This is a genomic window from Mycobacteroides franklinii, from assembly GCF_001853795.1.
Lineage (GTDB): Bacteria > Actinomycetota > Actinomycetes > Mycobacteriales > Mycobacteriaceae > Mycobacterium > Mycobacterium franklinii.
This window is the reverse complement of sequence record NZ_MLIK01000024.1, coordinates 402685-420432: the sequence shown is the minus strand read 5'-3', so window position 1 is coordinate 420432 and position 17748 is coordinate 402685. Positions and strand designations below refer to the sequence as shown.

Annotated in this window: 16 protein-coding genes; 10 read left to right on the top strand and 6 right to left on the bottom strand. The window is 64.5% G+C overall.

What is annotated here, in order from left to right; genetic code table 11:
* From BKG76_RS21450 to BKG76_RS21435, 4 genes are read left to right on the top strand one after another with little or no spacing between them, the layout of a single operon-like run.
* Entirely contained in the window at positions 1 to 1263 is a 1263-nt protein-coding gene (locus tag BKG76_RS21450) for a class I SAM-dependent methyltransferase (RefSeq protein ID WP_070939713.1), read from the top strand.
* The gene (locus BKG76_RS21445) at positions 1260 to 2048 is read left to right on the top strand and encodes a glycosyltransferase family protein (RefSeq protein WP_070939712.1); all 789 of its coding nucleotides are present in this window, start codon (positions 1260 to 1262) and stop codon (positions 2046 to 2048) included. Before BKG76_RS21450 ends, BKG76_RS21445 begins: the two co-directional genes overlap by 4 nt.
* Positions 2045 to 2698 carry a PIG-L deacetylase family protein gene (locus BKG76_RS21440; protein WP_070939711.1) on the top strand — a complete coding sequence of 218 codons (654 nt, stop codon included), beginning with the start codon at positions 2045 to 2047 and terminating at the stop codon, positions 2696 to 2698. Before BKG76_RS21445 ends, BKG76_RS21440 begins: the two co-directional genes overlap by 4 nt.
* Positions 2695 to 3720 carry an NAD-dependent epimerase/dehydratase family protein gene (locus tag BKG76_RS21435; protein ID WP_070939710.1) on the top strand — a complete coding sequence of 342 codons (1026 nt, stop codon included), beginning with the start codon at positions 2695 to 2697 and terminating at the stop codon, positions 3718 to 3720. Before BKG76_RS21440 ends, BKG76_RS21435 begins: the two co-directional genes overlap by 4 nt.
* Positions 3721 to 3725: 5 nt before the next feature.
* Here the strand turns inward: BKG76_RS21435 and BKG76_RS21430 are convergent, their stop codons facing one another.
* Positions 3726 to 4283 (bottom strand): dTDP-4-dehydrorhamnose 3,5-epimerase family protein, encoded by a 558-nt coding sequence (locus BKG76_RS21430; protein WP_070939709.1) that lies wholly within the window; start codon positions 4281 to 4283, stop codon positions 3726 to 3728.
* On the opposite strand from BKG76_RS21430, the gene BKG76_RS21425 reads away from it, so the two are divergent.
* On the top strand, positions 4272 to 5402 hold the full coding sequence (locus BKG76_RS21425) for a methyltransferase C-terminal domain-containing protein (RefSeq protein ID WP_236737618.1): 1131 nt from the start codon (positions 4272 to 4274) through the stop codon (positions 5400 to 5402). The genes BKG76_RS21430 and BKG76_RS21425 overlap by 12 nt on opposite strands.
* Here the strand turns inward: BKG76_RS21425 and BKG76_RS21420 are convergent.
* Complete coding sequence (locus tag BKG76_RS21420) at positions 5399 to 6433, bottom strand: glycoside hydrolase family 6 protein (protein ID WP_070939708.1); 1035 nt, start codon at positions 6431 to 6433, stop codon at positions 5399 to 5401. The two genes, BKG76_RS21425 and BKG76_RS21420, sit on opposite strands and share 4 nt — an antisense overlap.
* A gap of 42 nt (positions 6434 to 6475) precedes the next feature.
* Here BKG76_RS21420 and BKG76_RS21415 point away from each other — a divergent pair, with 42 nt between their 5' ends.
* Positions 6476 to 7570 (top strand): glycosyltransferase family 4 protein, encoded by a 1095-nt coding sequence (locus BKG76_RS21415; protein ID WP_070939707.1) that lies wholly within the window; start codon positions 6476 to 6478, stop codon positions 7568 to 7570.
* On the opposite strand, the gene BKG76_RS21410 is transcribed toward BKG76_RS21415, so the two are convergent.
* Genes BKG76_RS21410 through BKG76_RS21400 form a run of 3 tightly spaced genes read right to left on the bottom strand, consistent with a single transcriptional unit; the run spans position 7535 to position 12041 of the window.
* The gene (locus tag BKG76_RS21410; RefSeq protein WP_207543802.1) at positions 7535 to 8563 is read right to left on the bottom strand and encodes a glycosyltransferase family 4 protein; all 1029 of its coding nucleotides are present in this window, start codon (positions 8561 to 8563) and stop codon (positions 7535 to 7537) included. The genes BKG76_RS21415 and BKG76_RS21410 overlap by 36 nt on opposite strands.
* 14 nt (positions 8564 to 8577) lie before the next feature.
* On the bottom strand, positions 8578 to 10560 hold the full coding sequence (locus BKG76_RS21405) for a glycosyltransferase (RefSeq protein ID WP_070940044.1): 1983 nt from the start codon (positions 10558 to 10560) through the stop codon (positions 8578 to 8580).
* Positions 10561 to 10565: 5 nt separating this feature from the next.
* Positions 10566 to 12041, bottom strand: a complete 1476-nt coding sequence (locus BKG76_RS21400) for a flippase (RefSeq protein ID WP_070939705.1) — start codon at positions 12039 to 12041, stop codon at positions 10566 to 10568.
* Between the two features lie 32 nt (positions 12042 to 12073).
* Between BKG76_RS21400 and BKG76_RS21395 the strand changes: the two genes are divergently transcribed.
* Positions 12074 to 13156, top strand: a complete 1083-nt coding sequence (locus BKG76_RS21395; protein ID WP_083338158.1) for a glycosyltransferase family 4 protein — start codon at positions 12074 to 12076, stop codon at positions 13154 to 13156.
* On the opposite strand, the gene BKG76_RS21390 is transcribed toward BKG76_RS21395, so the two are convergent.
* Entirely contained in the window at positions 13157 to 13966 is an 810-nt protein-coding gene (locus tag BKG76_RS21390; protein WP_131815836.1) for a WecB/TagA/CpsF family glycosyltransferase, read from the bottom strand.
* Positions 13967 to 14095: 129 nt separating this feature from the next.
* On the opposite strand from BKG76_RS21390, the gene BKG76_RS21385 reads away from it, so the two are divergent.
* The 3 genes from BKG76_RS21385 to BKG76_RS21375 are packed head-to-tail and all read left to right on the top strand — an operon-like array spanning position 14096 to position 17680.
* Positions 14096 to 15022 carry a hypothetical protein gene (locus BKG76_RS21385; RefSeq protein WP_070939703.1) on the top strand — a complete coding sequence of 309 codons (927 nt, stop codon included), beginning with the start codon at positions 14096 to 14098 and terminating at the stop codon, positions 15020 to 15022.
* Positions 14994 to 16346, top strand: a complete 1353-nt coding sequence (locus tag BKG76_RS21380; protein ID WP_131815835.1) for an O-antigen ligase family protein — start codon at positions 14994 to 14996, stop codon at positions 16344 to 16346. The genes BKG76_RS21385 and BKG76_RS21380 overlap by 29 nt, the downstream gene beginning before the upstream one ends.
* Positions 16343 to 17680, top strand: coding sequence for a glutamate-1-semialdehyde 2,1-aminomutase (locus BKG76_RS21375; protein ID WP_070939701.1), 1338 nt, complete (start codon positions 16343 to 16345; stop codon positions 17678 to 17680). Before BKG76_RS21380 ends, BKG76_RS21375 begins: the two co-directional genes overlap by 4 nt.
* The last annotated feature ends 68 nt before the right edge of the window (positions 17681 to 17748 follow it).

The window sequence follows — 17748 nt, the reverse complement described above, 5'->3', positions numbered from 1 at the left end:
GTGCGCTGCCGTCTGTGCGACTCGACGGAGCTGCTCAGCGTCGTCGATCTGGGCGCCACCCCGCCCTGCCAGAAGTTCCTGCATGCCGATCAGCTCGACCTCCCGGAACCCACCTACCCCTTGCACCTGAGGCTCTGCCGGGATTGCATGTTGCTGCAAATTCCCGCGCTGATTAGCCCCGAGGAGAACTTCACCGAATACGCCTATTTCTCGTCGTATTCGGACAGCTGGGTTGACCACGCACGCTCATATGTCACCGGCTCGATCGCCCGACTGGCGCTCTCCCCCGAACGTCGCGACGATTTCATCATCGAGGTCGCCAGCAACGACGGCTACCTCCTTCAGCATGCCGTCGCCGAGGGGATTCGCTGCCTCGGTATCGAGCCCTCGGTCAACGTCGGACAGGCCGCACGCGACAAGGGTGTGCCGACCCTGACGGCCTTCCTCGACGAGGACACCGCCGCCCGGGTCCGCGCCGAGCACGGTCCCGCACGCTTGGTCGCCGCGAACAATGTTTACGCACACATCCCCGACCTGCGTGGGTTCACCCGTGCCCTGCGTGGACTCGTTGCCGACGACGGCTGGGTGAGCATCGAGGTGCATCACGCGCTCAACCTCATCGAACTCGGCCAGTTCGACACCATCTACCACGAACATTTCCAGTACTACACCGTGCTCGCGGCCCAAAGAGCCCTCGCGGTAGGCAATCTGGAAGTTGTCGATGTCGAACTGCTTGATACGCACGGCGGTTCGATCAGGGTCTGGGCCCGCCCGCGCGAATGCAATCCCGAGATCGCGCCATCGGTGGCCGAGGTCTTGGAGCTGGAACGGCGTGCGGGTCTGCACGAATTGTCCGGATACGAGCGATTCCGCGCCACGACAGAACGAATTCGTTTGGAACTCTTACAGTTCCTCCTTACCTGCAAGGCCGAGGGCAAGTCCGTCGTCGGCTACGGCGCGCCCGGTAAGGGCAACACGCTGCTGAACTATTGCGGCATTCGCACCGACCTCCTCGAGTACACCGTCGATCGCAACCCCTACAAGCAGGGCATGTTCAGCCCCGGCACCCGCATCCCGGTGCACTCCCCCGACCGCATCGACGAGGACAAACCCGATGTGGTGCTGGTGCTGCCATGGAACCTGGAAACCGAGATCACCCGACAGTTGCGGCATATCGGTGAGTGGGGCGGGCGGCTCGTCTACCCCCTGCCCCGGCTGCATGTTGTCGAACCCCACGTCGAGCCCGAAGGAGCATCGGTATGAAGGTCGTGCTTTTCTGCGGCGGTTTCGGAATGCGCATGCGCAACGGGGCCGGCGACGTGATCCCCAAGCCCCTCCAGATGGTCGGGCCACGCCCGCTCATCTGGCATGTCATGAAATACTATGCGCACCATGGGCATAAGGAATTCATTCTGTGTCTGGGCTACGGTGCCGAGGCCATCAAAGATTTCTTCTTGAGCTACAACGAGGCACAGTCCAACGATTTCGTCCTGGCTGAGGGCCAGGTACGACTGTTGAAATCCGATATCGCGGACTGGACCATCACGTTCGCCGACACCGGCGCCGAATCTCCCATCGGAGAACGGTTGCGTCGCGTCCGTCACCATCTCGGCGACGACCCCTATTTCCTGGCCAACTACGCAGACGTTCTCACCAACGCCCCCTTGGATGACCTGGTGGCCAAGTTCCAGGACTCCGGCGCGGCCGCGTCCATGCTGCTGGTTCCGCCTCAATCGTCGTTCCACACCGTCGATGTCAACGACGGCGGGTCCATCACCGACATCACGGCCGTCTCCAAGCTTGACATGTGGGAGAACGGCGGCTATTTCGTGCTTTCCCAAGACGTTTTCGACTACCTGCCTGCAGGCGGTGACCTTGTCGAAGATGCCTGCGGATCGCTGGCCAAGGAGGGCCGGATGTTCGGCTACAAGTTCAATGGATTCTGGAAGCCCGCCGACACATTCAAGGAACGCGCCGAGCTCGACGACGGGTATCGCAAGGGCGTGCGCCCGTGGATGGTCTGGGAGCAGGAGCAAGCCACCGCGTGATCGAACTCGGTACCGGGTCAGTTGACGAAATCGCGCTGCTGGCAGCGCATTGCGATGACATCGCGATCGGCATGGGCGGCACGCTGTTGACCATGACAGGTCGTCATCCCGGCCTGCGCGTGCGGGCCCTGGTGCTCTCCGGTGCCAACACCGAGCGGGAATCCGAGGAACGCGCCGCACTGGCTGCCCTGTGTCCCGGAGCCGAGGTCACCATCGATGTGCTCGACTTCCCCGATGGACGAGCTCCCGCCCATTGGGACGAGATCAAGGACGCCCTAGCCGCCTTTCGCCGCCAGTCGGCGGCCACGCTGGTGTTCACCCCGCAGCGCCATGACGCCCACCAGGACCACCGGCTGCTGGCGTCCTTGGCGCCCACCGAGTTCCGCGACCACTTGATCCTCGGCTACGAGATCATCAAGTGGGAAACCGACACCCCGACACCGACGGTGTTTCAGCCACTCAGCGATGAAATCGCCACCAGCAAGGCCGACCTCATCTACACGCACTACCCGTCGCAACGGCCGCATGACTGGTTCGACCACGAGACCTTTCTGGCGTTGGCGCGCGTACGCGGTGTGCAATGCCGCCATCGGTACGCGGAGGGGTTTGTACTGGAGAAGGCCACGATCTCGTTAGGAGCAACGCAGTGAAGGTTCTGATCACCGGCCATCAGGGCTATCTCGGTACCGTGATGGCGCAGATGGTCGCTGGGGCCGGTCACGAGGTTGTCGGTTTGGACTCGGGCCTTTTCGCCGACAGCGTGCTGGGCCCGCCCGTCGTAGATCCCCCGTCCATCGCCGTCGATCTGCGAGACGTGACGTCCGATCAGCTGGCCGGTTTCGACGCCGTGATTCACCTGGCCGCCCTCTCGAACGATCCGTTGGGGGCGTTGGCTCCCGATCTCACCTACGACATCAACCATCACGCGTCGGTGCGGCTGGCGCGGCTGTCCAAGGATGCCGGTGTGAGCCGGTATCTGTACGCCTCGACCTGCTCGGTGTACGGCTCCGCCGGCGAGGATTTGGTGAACGAGAGTGCTCCGCTCAAACCACTGACCCCCTACGCGGAGAGCAAGGTTCGGGTCGAGGATGACGTTGCCGCCATCGCCGATTCCGACTTCTCGCCGGTATTCCTGCGCAACGCCACCGCATTTGGATACTCGCCCCGGCTTCGCGCCGATATCGTGCTGAACAACCTCGTCGGCAACGCGGTGCTCACCGGGGAGGTCCGGGTGCTCTCCGATGGCACACCATGGCGCCCTCTCGTGCATGCGCAAGACATCGCGGCTGCCTTCCTCGAATGCCTCACCGCCCCACAGGACGTCATCCATTGTGCGGCATTCAATGTCGGTACCGAAGAGAACAATCAGACGGTCGCCCACATCGCGGAGGCCGCCGTCGCCGCGGTCCCGAACTCGACCCTGACCATCACCGGCGAGACCGGCGCGGATCCCCGGTCCTACCGCGTTGACTTCTCGGCCATCCGCGCCGCACTGCCCGGATACCGCGCAACATGGTCTATTGCGGCCGGCGCCAAGGAGCTCTACGAGCGGTGCGTTGCCGGAAACCTCACCGAATCGATGTTCCGCCAGTCCTTCACCCGCCTCGCGCAGCTGAAGAGCCTTCGGGAATCCGGGGCGGTCGACGACAGCCTGCGGCCGGTCCCGCGGTGAACGGGTCACCGACCGATGAGCGCCACCCAGCTGCCCGCGGCGGCGTCCTTGGCGCTCACGACGGTGACCGGCAGCGGCCAGTCGATGCCGAGGTCGGGGTCGTCATGAGCGACCGAGACGTCCTCGGCCGGGTCATGCGGCCGATCGATGCGGTAGCAGAGGTCGGCCCACTCTGTCAGCGCTTGATGGCCATGCAGTATGCCGGCCGGGACGAATAGGTGAGCAAACGTGCGGTCATCGAGAGTGAAGCTCTGCCAGCACCCGAACGTCGGTGAGCCCGGCCGCGCGTCCACCAGCACATCGAAGACGGCGCCGCGGGCACATCGAATCAACTTGCTCTCACCGCTGCCCGACCGTCCATGCAATCCACGCAATACACCCTGGCGCGAACGTGATTGGGAGTCCTGCAGAAAGCCGGCGGCGCGCACCGCGGCGCCCGCCGCCTCTTGGTACTCATCGAATACCGCGGCGTCGAATGTCCGGGTGAAGAATCCACGGTCGTCATGGTGCGGTGTGGGTTCCATCAGCAGCACGCCGTCAATCTCGGTGGTATGGATACGCACAACGCCATCCTGCCGTACCGCGGCAGGATTGGGGTGGCAACGGTGATCACCTGCCGATATTGCCGCGGTCACCGGCTGAGCCGCGTCCTGGACTTGGGCAGCGTTCCCGCCGCGGACTTCTTCCCGCTCGCTGCCACTGGGCCTTTCGATGACGCGGTATACCCGCTGGCAATGATGCTGTGTGCGGACTGCGGGCTGGCGCAGCTTGAGGTCGACGACACCCATACCGAGGAGCCCAAGGCTGTCGAGCCGCAAGCCCTCCGAGACCAGGCAGCCGACGCGGTATGTACGGTGCAAGCCGCCGGACTCCTCACCGGAGACACCGTGCACGAATTCACCAGTCCGCACGGCGGCAGCTGGCTGGATCTCGTCATTCCCAAGGGTTTTGACATCGCATCCGATGAGCCAGCGGACCTGGTGTTGGACAGTTTCGGCATGATGCACGATCCGAATCAAGCGGATGCCATCCGGGCACGCGCCCGCCGTACCAGTACCGACGGCGTGCTGCTGCTGCAATTCCATTCGATCGCTACCATTTTGACACTGGGCCAGTGGAACTCGTTGCGGCACGGCCACTTCGCCTACTACTCGCTGACCGTGGTGTCCCGAATGCTCGCCGATGTCGGTATGTCCGCGGTGGCGGTATGGGAGTTCGACCTATACGGCGGCACCCTGTTGGTCGCAGCGCGGCACGGCGAGCATCCGGCTGCGCCGTCGGTGCGGCAGGCACTGGCACGTGAGAAGGCAATCGGCGCTACCGATCCCGCCGGGTTCGTGGGGCTGCAGCAGGCCGTCGACGAACAGGTGCGGCGCCTTGCCGAGTGGCTGGGTGGAATGCACTCGGCCGGGCGCGCGGTCTACGCGTACGGCGCGCCGTCTCGCGCCGTGGCGCTCTTCCACCGGGCGGGGCTGACGACGGAATCCGTGGTCGCGGTCGCCGATGCTTCTGCGGCCAAACAGGGCCGCCGCATGCCCGGCACCGATATCCCGATCGTGTCGCCGGCCGACTTGGTGGCCGCACGTCCCGATCAGGTCCTGCTTACCCTGCCCGACCTTTACACCGAAGTGCACCGGCGCTTTCCGGAACTGGACGGTCGGTGGATGACCGGACTGTGCTAACGCAGTAGCGCCGCGGCCAACGTCGGGCTGAACGCTCCCCCAGGTGCATCGGGGGCGGCACCGCAGGGCCCGTTGGAGCTGCCCGGCGCCAGTATCCAGAGGTTCATGTCGAGACCGTCGGGGGACCCCACTACGGCCGGCGGCGCGCCGAGCGTGCGGCCGGACGGGTTGCACCAATCGAAGTTCCATTCCGGATTGCCGTTTTGAGATGTGTCGACGACGTAGCGAGGATCGCGCACGCCGAACCACTGCTGCAAGGCGGCCCTGATGCGTTGGGCGTAGCGGGATATCTCGTGGGGAGGTGCAAAGGAAGAGACGTTGACGGCATAGCCCACGTGATCGGAAACACCGACTATAGCGAGCAGTGCCGCCATCCTTTCGGGTGTCACCGAACCGGATGAGGTGCCGGCGTCGACATACACCCGTGTGTTCAGATTCCGCGCCGAGAAGGTGTCAACCGCATATCGCAGCGAACGGATACGACCGTCGAAATCAGTGCCCTGCAGGGATTGTCGATCGGCGAACCATAGTGCATCCGGTTCAACGATCAACACCATCCGGGCGTCTCCCACCAACGCCGACACTCTGTCGACCCAGTCCCGGTACACCGTCGGGGTCACGGCGTGGTGCGGGCCGGAGAATCCGTCATCGCGGTCCGGGATGTTGTACAGCACCAATTGTGCGGTACCCGCGCCGCGCCGCGCCCGCCTGACGATGTCGCCGATGTTGCGGTCGTCGTCCTCATCATTTCCGGTGGCCCACATGGCGATCGGGTAGCGTGCGATCCGCTCTCGAATGGCCAACGCGCGGGGGTCGTCCGGGTGGTCACGTACCCACCACACGACGTCAAGAGAATTCGGTACCAGCGGGCCGGTCTCGAGCCGGTGCATGACAGTCTCGGCGGCGCGCTGGTGCACGAACTTGCTGGAGTCACGTGTCAGCACCACCGCAGCTATCAGAGCCAGCACCGTCAACAGCACGGCACCGGCCACCGAGGGATGGCGGTCTCGCCCGGTCCGGTCCGAGGTCACAGCGAGGAACGATACCTAGCCGCTGAGCTTTACACTTGGCGCGTGTCCAATGCCCGCTCAACGCCCGCACCCGTACGTGTGCTGGCCATCGGACCGGCCCCGGCGGGTCCGGAGAGCCGCGGAGGTATGGCAACCGTCATGTCGCATATGGCGGCGTTGACTGATCCGGATGTCACCGTGCGGGTCGTGCCCACCTACGTCGACGCCGGACGGTGGCGTTGGCTGTGGGTCGGTGTGCGCGGAATGCTGGTGTCATCGTGGCTGGTCCTCACCGGACAGGTTGACGTCCTGCACGTTCACCTGGGCCACGGCGGAAGTGTCGCGCGCAAGGCACTCCCGCTCTGGGCCGCCCGGATCAGGCGGGTACCTTCCCTCGTCCATGCCCACAGCTTTGATTTCGCCGGGTGGTATCGGCAGCAACCCGTCGCGGTGCAGTACGGCGTGCGGTGGGGATTACGTGCCGATCGGTGGATCATCTTGGGGCGCGGCCTCGCTGACGAGTACACCGCCTGCCTGCAGCTCGATCCGAATCATGTTGCCGTATTGCAGAACCCGGTACGAATTCCCGAACAACCCGCATTCTCCGCAGCAGCCATCGTGACCGCGGTGAGCCTGGGCAGGTTGGGGCACCGCAAGGGCACGTACGACATCGTCAGAGCGGTAGCCACGCTACCGACCGATGTTCGTGCGTTGCTGCGCATCCACCTTGCGGGCGATGGCGAGGTCGAGCAGGTGTGTGACGCGGTCACCTCGGCCGATGTCGCCGACGTGATCACCGTGCACGGCTGGCTGGATGCTGGTGCGGGCGCTGAACTTCTCAGCGGTGCAGATATTTTCGTGCTGCCCAGCTATGCCGAGGGCCTACCCATGGCGCTGCTGGAGGCGATGGCCGCGGCCCTCGCCGTCATCACTACACCGGTCGGGTCTATCGCCGAGGTTGTGCACAACAACGAGAACGGCATCCTCGTTACACCGGGCGACATCGATGCCCTGGCGGCGGCTCTCACCCGGCTGACCACCGATCCGGAGGAGCGCCGCGCATTGGCGCGGGCCGCGCGAGAGACGGTGCGCGGTCTCGATATCGCGGACTGGGAGGCTCAGCTAGTGCGGACGTGGAAGTCGCTCGCAGATCGCTAGCAGCCTCGCCGCGGCGTGATCCGCGGAGAAATTTTGCGTGTAGTGCTCGTGCGCCGCCGCGCCGAGGGCCGCCGCGACAACGGGATCGGCGTGGCGGTCGAATGCCGCAGTGAGCCCCGGCACGTCATCACGGCCCAGCGGGAGCTCCCCGGGCGGTTGGAACTCCGGCAACGCTCCCTCGGAGGAAACGATGACGTTCACGCCGAGTTGCATCGACAGTGTTTGCACACCGCTCTGTGAGGCCTGTCGGTAATGCACGACCGACGCCTTGGCAGCGGAAAGCCGTTGCAGTACCTCGCTATAGCTGTACCGTCCGCGAATCCATCGCACCGATTCCGGTAGCGGGCCGGTGATGGTTCCGTCGCCGATGATCACCAGCTGGTCTCCGCGCCAGGCCGGTCCGGCACTATGCGCCTGCCATGCCTGCAGGATGACATCGACGTTCTTGTAGCCGTAGAGCCGTCCGACCACGACGAAGTCACGCCGCCCTGCCGCGGGGACGAGAAGAGGCACGCGCACCGGATCAAGATCACTCGTCAACGGGACCACGTCGACCACCGATGACGCGTGCGCGGCGATCGAACGTGAAACGTAGTCGCTGAAGGCCACGCGCTGAACCGCGCCCGCCTCCCACCGGCGGAACGCCACATCCTTCCAGCGGGGGCGCTCTTCGACGACATCGTGTGGTCGATCATCGTGGATGAGCAGCACCCGTGGACGGCCCTGGCCGAATGCCTGCCATCGCGGGTCACGCACCAGCTCACTGATCACCACATCAGGCTGGAACGCGCGGACTTTCGGTACCGCGCGCGCCCACGAGGCCCAACTCGCCGGTTGAGCGAGCGCGGTCTTCAAGACCAACTCGTAATCGCGTGCCGGCCCGGACTCCGGATGATCGTCGGTGGTCACCAACAACACGGACGCGCCCCGCTCCTGCAGGGCCTCCGCCTGTACGCGCGCCAGTGGGCGCATCCAGGGCGATAACCAGAGAATCCGCATCGTCGACGTCAGCCCTTCAGCACCGCGGTAAAGGCCTCCTCATAGGAGTCCGCCATGGTCTCAATCGTGTAGAGATCACGCATTCGGTCAAAACCGCGCCGCCCCAACGCGGTGAGGCTGTCGGGGTCGGTCAGCACTCCCTCGAGCGCGGTACGCCAGTGCTGTACGTCAATCGGATCCACCACCACGCCGCTGTCGTTGCCGAGCATATCGGGCACCGAACAGACCGCGGAGCCGATGACCGGGACCGCTCGCGCCATTGCCTCCAGGATCACCAACGGAAACGCCTCACTGCGACTCGGCACGCAGAGCACATCGCAGTCGGCCAGCGCATGCTCCGGCCCGGGCGACCAACCGCGCCAGTGCACCCGGTCGCGTACCGCATCGGGGGTGAGTGCTTCCAACCGTTCACGATCAGGTCCGTCACCGAAAATAGAGAGTTTCCAGTCATATTCGGGCAATCCGCTCAATGCTTCCACCAAGAGATGCGGGTTCTTGTGTTCCACAATGCGTGACAGCATCACGAAATGCACGGAGCCACGGGGTTCCGTTCGGTTCGGTGCGGTCTCCGGCAGGTCGGCGCGGCTCATCACCCCATTGGGGGCGGTGAAGAATCGGTTGCCCACGCGTTGATGCGCGGACACCTCGTCCCAGTGCCGCCGCGACAGCGCGATGAACCCATCGGCCCTGCTCATGGCCGCCGCCAGCGGCGCCGAGTAGGTCCCCGTATTGAGCACGGGTGGAATGTGCGCCGCGACAAGCCATCTACGGTCGCGCCCGGCTGCGCGCCACAAGGTCGCACACCCGGTTTCGGTATTGGTATCCCCCGAGACCAGGATCGCGGGCCCGTCGCCCACCTCAAAGGTCGGACACCACCAGGGCTGGCGCACGACCCGCACCGTCGCAGGAACTTCGGATACCAATGGGCCGAATCGCTGCATGCACGCGATGGTCACGGAGTAGCCGCGCCGATCCAACTCAGTTGCCAGCAGCACGTGTTGGCGTTCTGCTCCCCCATAGACCAACCGATTGGTGGTCAGCACCACCTGCGGGCGTCCTTGGAACGAGGCGATACGGGCCGCCCGGGCGCGCCGTGCTGCGGGCTGCACTCGGTCCAGCACTGATGTGCCGGCCAGGTAGAGATCGGCAGTCCGTACGCCCTTCGCATGCTCGAGTGTCAACGCGATGTTGGCCCGCAGCAGATCGTCAGACCGCATGCTGCGCCGGTGATCTCCCGCGACTGTCCCCTTGGCGCTATGCGTGACACCCGGCTCGTCGACGAGGACCAGTCGCCAACCCGCGAACCGTGCCCGTTGTTGCCAATCGGCTTCCTCGCCGTACAAGAAGAACTCTTCGTCAAATCCACCTATCTCATTCCAGGCGTGACGGTTGATCAAAAGACAAGCACCGGTGAGGTATCCGTCAACATCTGGCGGTGGTGTCCGATACAGATCGGAGATCGCGCGGCCGCGCAACGCGGGCGCGTAGCCCGTGCGCGAGACGAGTGCTCTCATCAGGCTGGGGGCCCGATGCCCGTTGTCCCACGGACGCTCGCCGGGGTGTGCGGTGACGGAATCGATCTGCGGTGCCGCCGCTCCCACCCGGACATCCGTCGTCAGTTGAGCGCGTGTTTGGGAGAGTGGACTCTTCACAACGGCATCGGGATTCAGCAACAACAGATGCGCACCAGGCGCCAGATCGGCCAACGTGTTGACGGCCGCGGCGAATCCCAGGTTCTTACCCGTGCCGTGCCAACTCACTTCCGGGTAGGCCGCGCGGATTGCCGCCATGCCGGGGAATTCCGATTCGGAGTTGTCCCACACGTGTACCGGCAGATCAACGAGGTGTTCGCGACAGGACCGCAGACAGTCATCGAGTAGGTCGGGGCGGCGATAGGCCACAATGCAGACGACGGTGCCGCCATGCACCCCACTTGTCCGGGGCGATGGCAGGTAGGCCCGGTTGAGTTCCTTGTTCCTGTTCCTACCCATGTCCATCACCCATCTGAGGCCTCCTTGCGGAGAATTTCCCGGACATCGCGCAGGTGTACTGGGCCTACCCAAAGGTTCATTCCTACGTACACGGCGGCGGCTATGACCGCCGCGATCAACGGCGGCAACCACTGTGCGGCAAGGACAAGCCCAGCCACTGCCGCCAGTGTCGGTATGGCCAACCGGAGCAGAAACATCCACGGCGTGCGATAGCCACTACAGGTGGCCAGCCTGATGGTGGCGACAACCAGACCGACCACCTCGCTGGTTACCAACGCGATCGCCGCACCCAGCGAACCCAGATGCGGGATCAGCACCACGTTGAGAAGGATATTGCAGGCGAGATTGAAAACATTGAGACGCAACAGAAATGCCTGATGATGCGCGGCAAAGAGCGCCTGACTCACCGTCCCGGTGAGGAAGGTCAAACCGACGGCGACAAGGAGCAACGGCATCACCAGATTCGACTTGTCGACGAACTGTTCCGAGCCCAGCAGCGCCACCAGATCGCGGCCGACGAAGAATCCGACCACCGCGATGGGGACCGCAACGGCCATCATCAAACCCATCGACCGTTCGATGAAGATCGCGAACCTCTCCCGCGACGACGCGAACAGCCCCGTCATCGTGGAAAGGGTTGCACCCAAAAAGAAGTTCCCCATGAGCGACAAAGTGAACGCGGTCTGATAAGCCAGGCCGTATCGACCGACCTCGGCGGGAGTGCTCAGCAAGCTGAGGATCACACCGTCGATGCGCCAATAGAGCACGCCGATGATGAGCACCATGGTCTGCGGCAGACTCTCGCGCACCAGTCCCCAGGTCTCTTTGACGGACATGACGATTCGCAACGGAATGATGCGATGTGCGGCAATGCCCTGCACCAACAACAGCGTGGCCGGGGCTGCGACCTGGGGCAGCACGTACCACACATGGTCGGCACGAACCGTGACCAGAACAATGGTGACCACCAACATCACGACACGGGACAGCGTGTCGGCAAGTGCCACCGCCGAGAACCGCACCGCGGACATGAATATGGGGTTGAGGCAGCTCGACAGTGTCGTCAAGGTGAGGCTGGCGCTGAGTATCAACAACATCGACTGCACCTCCGGCTGGTCGGAGTAGACCAGCCAGCCCGATACGGCAGCCAGCGCGGCGAGGGGCAGGCAATAGCTCAGTGAGAAAGCAAGATTGATCCCGACCAATCGTTGCAGGTCGCCCTCACTTGCCGAGACACGTCGCACGATCACGACACCGATGCCCAACTCGGTCAGACTTGTCCACAATCCGATGAAGAAGATCGCGGTATTCAGATGCCCATAGGACACCGGGCCCAGCGCACGGGTGGTCAGGGCGATGGCCGCGATGGAAGCAACCGTCCCCAACATGCGACCGCCCAGCTGCCATGCGACTGCGCTGGCGATGCGGCGCCCGGACGCCGGCTCGCTCACCGGGGAACCCTGGGTGCGTTCGGGAGTCATGTGATACCTTGCGCCGGTACGGGATGGGAACAATGCAACCGAACCAACACTTGCGCGCGTATGTGGCTTTGTCGCACGGCGTTTCGGCTTCGCAGTGGGAGGCACGGAACGTTGCCGACGAGGTGCCGGATCGCGCGCCCTATGGACTGCATCGGCTGTCGAACTACGGTGTGACGCCCACCTTCAGCGAGTTCTCGATGGCCCGCCGCTTCGAGCGGATCGCCGGGCAAATTCGGTATCGCAGTGGAAATCTGGAAATCTTGGAGACCGTCGCAGACCGGTCGGCGCGACGCGAGAGCGATATCGTGTTCTGCTACGACGAGCGCACCGGGGTGCCGGCCGCTGCCGCCACGGCCATTGGCATGAGCCCACCCGTGGTGACCGGGGTGGGGTGGCTGACCGAGCCGGCGGACTCTGCGCCGCTTCATCGCACACTCGCACGGTACGCATTGGCCCACAGTGCGGCGGTGTTTTCCCAATCCCCTCCCCAGGTCGAACTGCTGTCCCGCGCCTGGGGCGTCGAGGATTCGCGGCTGCATTTCGCGCCGGTGGGCATCGACACCGATTTCTATCGGGTGCAACCGTGGGAGAACACGAGCACTCCCCTGGTAGTGAGTGCGGGTGAGGACGTTCACCGGGATCACGCGCTGCTCGTCCAGGCGGTGTTGACCGCCCGCGAGTACTGCCCCGGCCTCACGCTGGAACTGGCCACCGCGCTGCCAGTCAACGCTCCGTCCGAGGTTGTCACGCTGCGTACCGAGCGTCTTTACGGACGAATGCGTGACCTGTACCGGCGCTCCGCGATCGTGGCGATTGCTGTGCGCCCCAATGTAGTTACGGGTTCGGGTCTCACCGTCGCATTGGAGGCGATGGCCAGTGGGCGTCCAGTTGTGATGACCAACAACCCGGGGATATCTCATTACGTCCGCCACGATGTCGATGGGGTGTTGGTTCCCCCCGGCGACCCTGACGCCTTTGCCCGAGCGATCTCCGACCTGGCGCACGATCCCGACCGAGCACGCGCGCTCGGGCAGGCCGGAGCGCAGCGGGCGCGGACGGACTTCAGTTCCGAACGAATGGCTGAACATTTCGCGAGCATTATGCATGCGGTTTAGCTACGACGCGTGCCAAGGCTGCGGGGGCTCGACGTTCGCCCTCCGCAACCGCATCACGGATGCGGGCCCCTGTACCAGGTATCTTCGCGCCATCCGCCGCGGTTCGCGCCCCAACCGGTAGGACCATTCCAGGCCGCAGCGCCGCATCCATTCCGGCGCGCGCACGGCGGCGCCTGCCAGAAAGTCCGCGGACGCGCCGAAGGCCAACATGACCGCGGCACCGGTAGCAACACCGTGACGCGCAATCCACAACTCCTGCAAAGGTTTTCCAAGACCTACCACCAGAACGTGGGTATCCGTGGCGGCGATGTCGCGGGCAAGGGCATCGCTACGAGCCGGATCGGTGAGATCGTTACGATCAGGCGCCCAGAAATCCGTGACCTGAAGACTCGGATAGCGATCTATGATCACTCCGCGCAACTGGTCATGAGTCTGTGGCAGCCCTCCCAGGAAACCAACCCGCTGACCTGCGTGCATCGCCTGTTCGAGCACGAGAGGCAGCAAGTCGGCTCCGGTAATCCGCGGCCAGTTCTGCCGTGTCCGGAGTCGCGCTCGCGCCACAATCGGTGCACCGTCGGCCAGCATCAACCAACGCAGCCGCGGTCCGAGTTCCGCACAGTCCGGGTTGGCACGCCCCGCGCCGAAGTGATGCAGGTGATCCAGGTTCACCGAGCCGATCACCAGCGGGTTATCGCCCCGCACCGCGGCATACCGTGCCGCCGCGGCAAGCACGTCCCGCACGGAGCAAAGATCTACCTTCACCCCTGAGATCATCACTCGGGCCGGCGGCCCCTGCGATTCTGTCGACACGGCGGACAGCCTAGTCCCGCGATTCCGAGGGCTTGGCAAGTGTGGGTTATGCTCGTGACCAATAACGCTGGTTATGGGACAGTGCGCCTACCGCGGATAGTCCGGACGATAGCGAGAGTCGGAGCGCGCGTGAACGTCAACGACCTGGTCAAGCGGATCTTGAACCGGCGCATCGCGCTGTTTCTCGTGGTCCTGCTGGCCTGCGGTGCGGGCGCATATGGTTACAGCACCGGCGTCACGGTGCGGGCATCCACGGCTTCGGCCGTGGTGGTGCCACCGCCCACCTACTCCTCGACCGGCGACACGCTCGGCGCCAACCCGATGCTGAATCTATCCCCGGAGAAAGCACAGCTCGCCGGCATCCTGGCCACCTCTCTGTCCAGCCAGCCCGCGCAGGCCGCCATCGCGGCAGTCGCTCCCGGCGTGGACTACAAGGTCTCCAACACCATTGACCTGGGGCCCAACAACCAACAGCCGTCGCCCCAGGTGTCGATTCTCGTGTTGTGCAGCGCGACATCGGATTGCCAGGCAGGCGCGTCAGCACTGCTGGACGTCGCACGTGACAACCTGATCAAGCTGCAGGTGGGCGCCTCCGTCTCCCCCGAGAACTGGGCCAGCCTCACGGTCCTACAAGAACCCACCGCACCCGTTGTCACGTCGACCAGCGCGATGAAATCAGCAGGCTCCATGGCGGTCGCGGCACTGCTGGCCGGACTCATCCTGGTGTTGATATACGACGCCCTCGCGGTGCGTCACCGCAAAGAAAAGTCCGCCACCAAGAAGGACAAGGACAAGGTCCAAGCGAAGACTGCGACGCTATCAAGTCCAGCCGAGTCCCCCACGCAGGCCGCGCTCGCCGAAGAGCCGGTGGTAGACGGAGCGGAGGACGAAGATCAAGCAGCAGCAAACATCCAGAAGCCCATGACCATCGACGATGACCTGGACAATGTCGAGATTGACGACGAGGCACTGGCTCAGGCGGTGCTGAACTGGACCCCACCCCGACTCACCGATTTTCGTAACTGGCGTGACGACAAGCCTTCCCCGGACCGGTAGCTCACGCGCAGCGGTGTCCGGCCGCGGCCCGGATATCGTCACCTTCGCCGCGCTGGCATTGATCGTGCTGCTGAGTACGCGACAGGCCTACGCGATATACGCGCTGAAGGGACTGAGTCCTGCGCAGGTCGCGTTGATCCTGATCGGAGCGCTCGGCATCTACTGGGTGCTGTCGGGGCACAGACTCACTCTCGGTGCGCGGTGGCTGTCCATCGCGATCCTCGCCTCGCTACTCACCACCGTGGTGTCCTTCAACGTGGTGACCACCCGTGTGCTGCCACACGTCGCGTTGATCCAAGCCGGGCAGGGCATCGCCGCTTTCGCAGTGACGGCGGTGGTGCTCATAGGATTCGTCTTCCTGTTCGCCGCCCATCCCGATGACTCCGCGCGCATCATCGAGATCTTGTTGAAGGCGCTTCTGATCGGCGGCGCCACCACGGCCGCCTTTGCTTTGATTCAGTTCGCGACCGGCTTCGATATCGCGGCATTGATTCGCATCCCCGGGATCATGAAGTTTCGCGATACCGGTGTCGCACACGACATCGTCCGTGAGGGCGTCGTTCGCGCGCAGGGCGCCGCGGGGCACGCCCTGGAACTCAGTGCGGTGTTGACGACCATCGCGCCCATTGGGTTGGCGCTCGTATACAGCGCGAAGGCACGCGGCAGAAAGACGTGGCCGTGGGCGTTCCTGACCGCCATGGTGATCGCCGGTTCCGTGGTGACTGTTTCCCGATCGGCATTCGTCGGACTGGCCGCCGCGGTCCTGGTGATGTCGTGGCGCTGGCCGGTGCGTCGCCTTGCCGGGCTGCTCGGCGCAGCATGCGGCGCGGCAGCGCTCGCCGCGGTGAGCGGACTCGGTGTCTTCGACGCAATCATCAGCACCTTCATGGGCAGCGCCGACGATCCGTCGCTGCAGTCTCGCGCACGCGGAATCGACTATGTGACGGCGCACTGGACCGAACACTTCTGGCTGGGACAAGGATCATTCACCTATCCGCTGGGTCCCGAGCAACCAGTTCTCGACAACGAGTACCTCAGCCGACTCATCGAAGGTGGGATCCTGGGCCTGCTCGCGCTGATCTTCCTGATGATCACTGCGGTCGGGTACGCCGCCAAGGCGCGTAATCGCTGCGAGGACGTGGCCACGACGGAACTGATCAACGGCGTTCTCGGCGCACTCGTCGCACTCACTGTCGTCAGTACGGTGCTGGATGTATCTGCTTTCCAGCAGGTTTCCATGGTCCGGTACCTCTTGATCGTACTGGCCGGTGCGGCATGGGCATTGGTCAAACGTAGCGAGGAAGTCGAGGAAGCACGGACGTGACGCACAAAGGCTTCGACCAATCGAACGCGTGGCAGGCCCGGCTCCACGACGCAGTGCCGGGCGGTGCGCACACTTACGCGCGCGGCGCCGACCAGTATCCGTTGGGCATGGCCCCAGTGCTGACCCACGGGTTGGGCGCACGCGTGTGGGACGTCGACGACAACACCTACGTGGAATACGGCATGGGATTGCGCGCGATAACCCTGGGCCACGCGTACGCGCCCGTCGTCGCGGCCGTTCGCGAAACCCTGGACCGGGGAGTGAGTTTCAGTCGGCCAACGGTGTTCGAGGCAGAGGCCGCCGAGGACTTCCTGCGCACCGTACCCACCGCCGAGATGGTGAAGTTCGCCAAAAACGGATCCGATGTCACCACCGCGGCCCTTCGCCTGGCCCGCGCCGTGACCGGCCGCCCGAAGGTCGCGGCCTGCCGGCAGCCGTTCTTCTCCACCGATGACTGGTTCATCGGTACCACCGAGATGAACGCCGGAATCCCGAAAACCGCGACAGACGATGTGATCAGGTTCGACTACAACGATCTTGACTCGCTGACAAAGCTTTTCGAAGGGCACCCCGGCCAGATCGCCTGCGTCATCATGGAGGCTGCCAGCGCCGCAGCGGAACCCGAGCCGGGCTTTTTGGACTCCGTGCGGACGCTGTGCACGCAGCATGGTGCACTACTCGTCTTTGACGAAATCATCACCGGCTTTCGCTGGTCCCGTGCGGGTGCCCAAGCGGTGTACGGCGTCACCCCCGATCTGTCCTGTTGGGGCAAGGCGATGGGCAACGGTTTCGCGATCGCCGCGCTGGCCGGCAGGCGCGACTACATGGAACGTGGTGGCCTGCGCACCGAAGATCCGCGAACCTTTCTGCTGTCCACCACCAATGGTCCGGAGGCGGTGGGGCTGGCCGCCTTTCGTGCGGTCGTGCAGGCGTATCGCGATGACGCCCCGATACGTGCCATGGAGGCCGCGGGGCGCGATCTCGCGGCCGGTGTCGCCGAGGTCACCACGGAACTCGGTGTAAGCGAACATATCCGGACCATTGGCAGGCCGTCCTGTCTCACCTTCACCAGCCTCGATCCCGAAGGGAATCCCTCGCAGGCCTATCGTGCACTGCTGCTCCAGGAACTCCTGCGTCGTGGCGTATTGGGGCAGTCGTTCGTCATCTCCGCCGCACACACCCCCGTCGATATCGAGGTGACCGTGGATGCGGTGCGCGGGGCGGCCGACGTCTATCGACGCGCACTCGAGGCCGGCACCACCGATGGATTCCTACTGGGCCCGCCGGTCGCGCCGGCCCTGCGGTCACTGGCCGCGCCCCGACGGATCTCCTAACCGCGCGCACCGGGCGGGTTCACGCGTTTACCGCCCCACGTTCGTCTCGTTGGCGTATTAGTAAATGT

Bases quoted from the DNA above. Each gene is read 5' to 3' on its own strand.
- BKG76_RS21445 (WP_070939712.1), top strand. From the start codon at position 1,260: ATGAAGGTCGTGCTTTTCTGCGGCGGTTTCGGAATGCGCATGCGCAAC.
- BKG76_RS21425 (WP_236737618.1), top strand. From the start codon at position 4,272: ATGGATACGCACAACGCCATCCTGCCGTACCGCGGCAGGATTGGGGTG.
- BKG76_RS21405 (WP_070940044.1), bottom strand. From the start codon at position 10,560: ATGGGTAGGAACAGGAACAAGGAACTCAACCGGGCCTACCTGCCATCG.
- BKG76_RS21400 (WP_070939705.1), bottom strand. From the start codon at position 12,041: ATGACTCCCGAACGCACCCAGGGTTCCCCGGTGAGCGAGCCGGCGTCC.
- BKG76_RS21395 (WP_083338158.1), top strand. From the start codon at position 12,074: ATGCAACCGAACCAACACTTGCGCGCGTATGTGGCTTTGTCGCACGGC.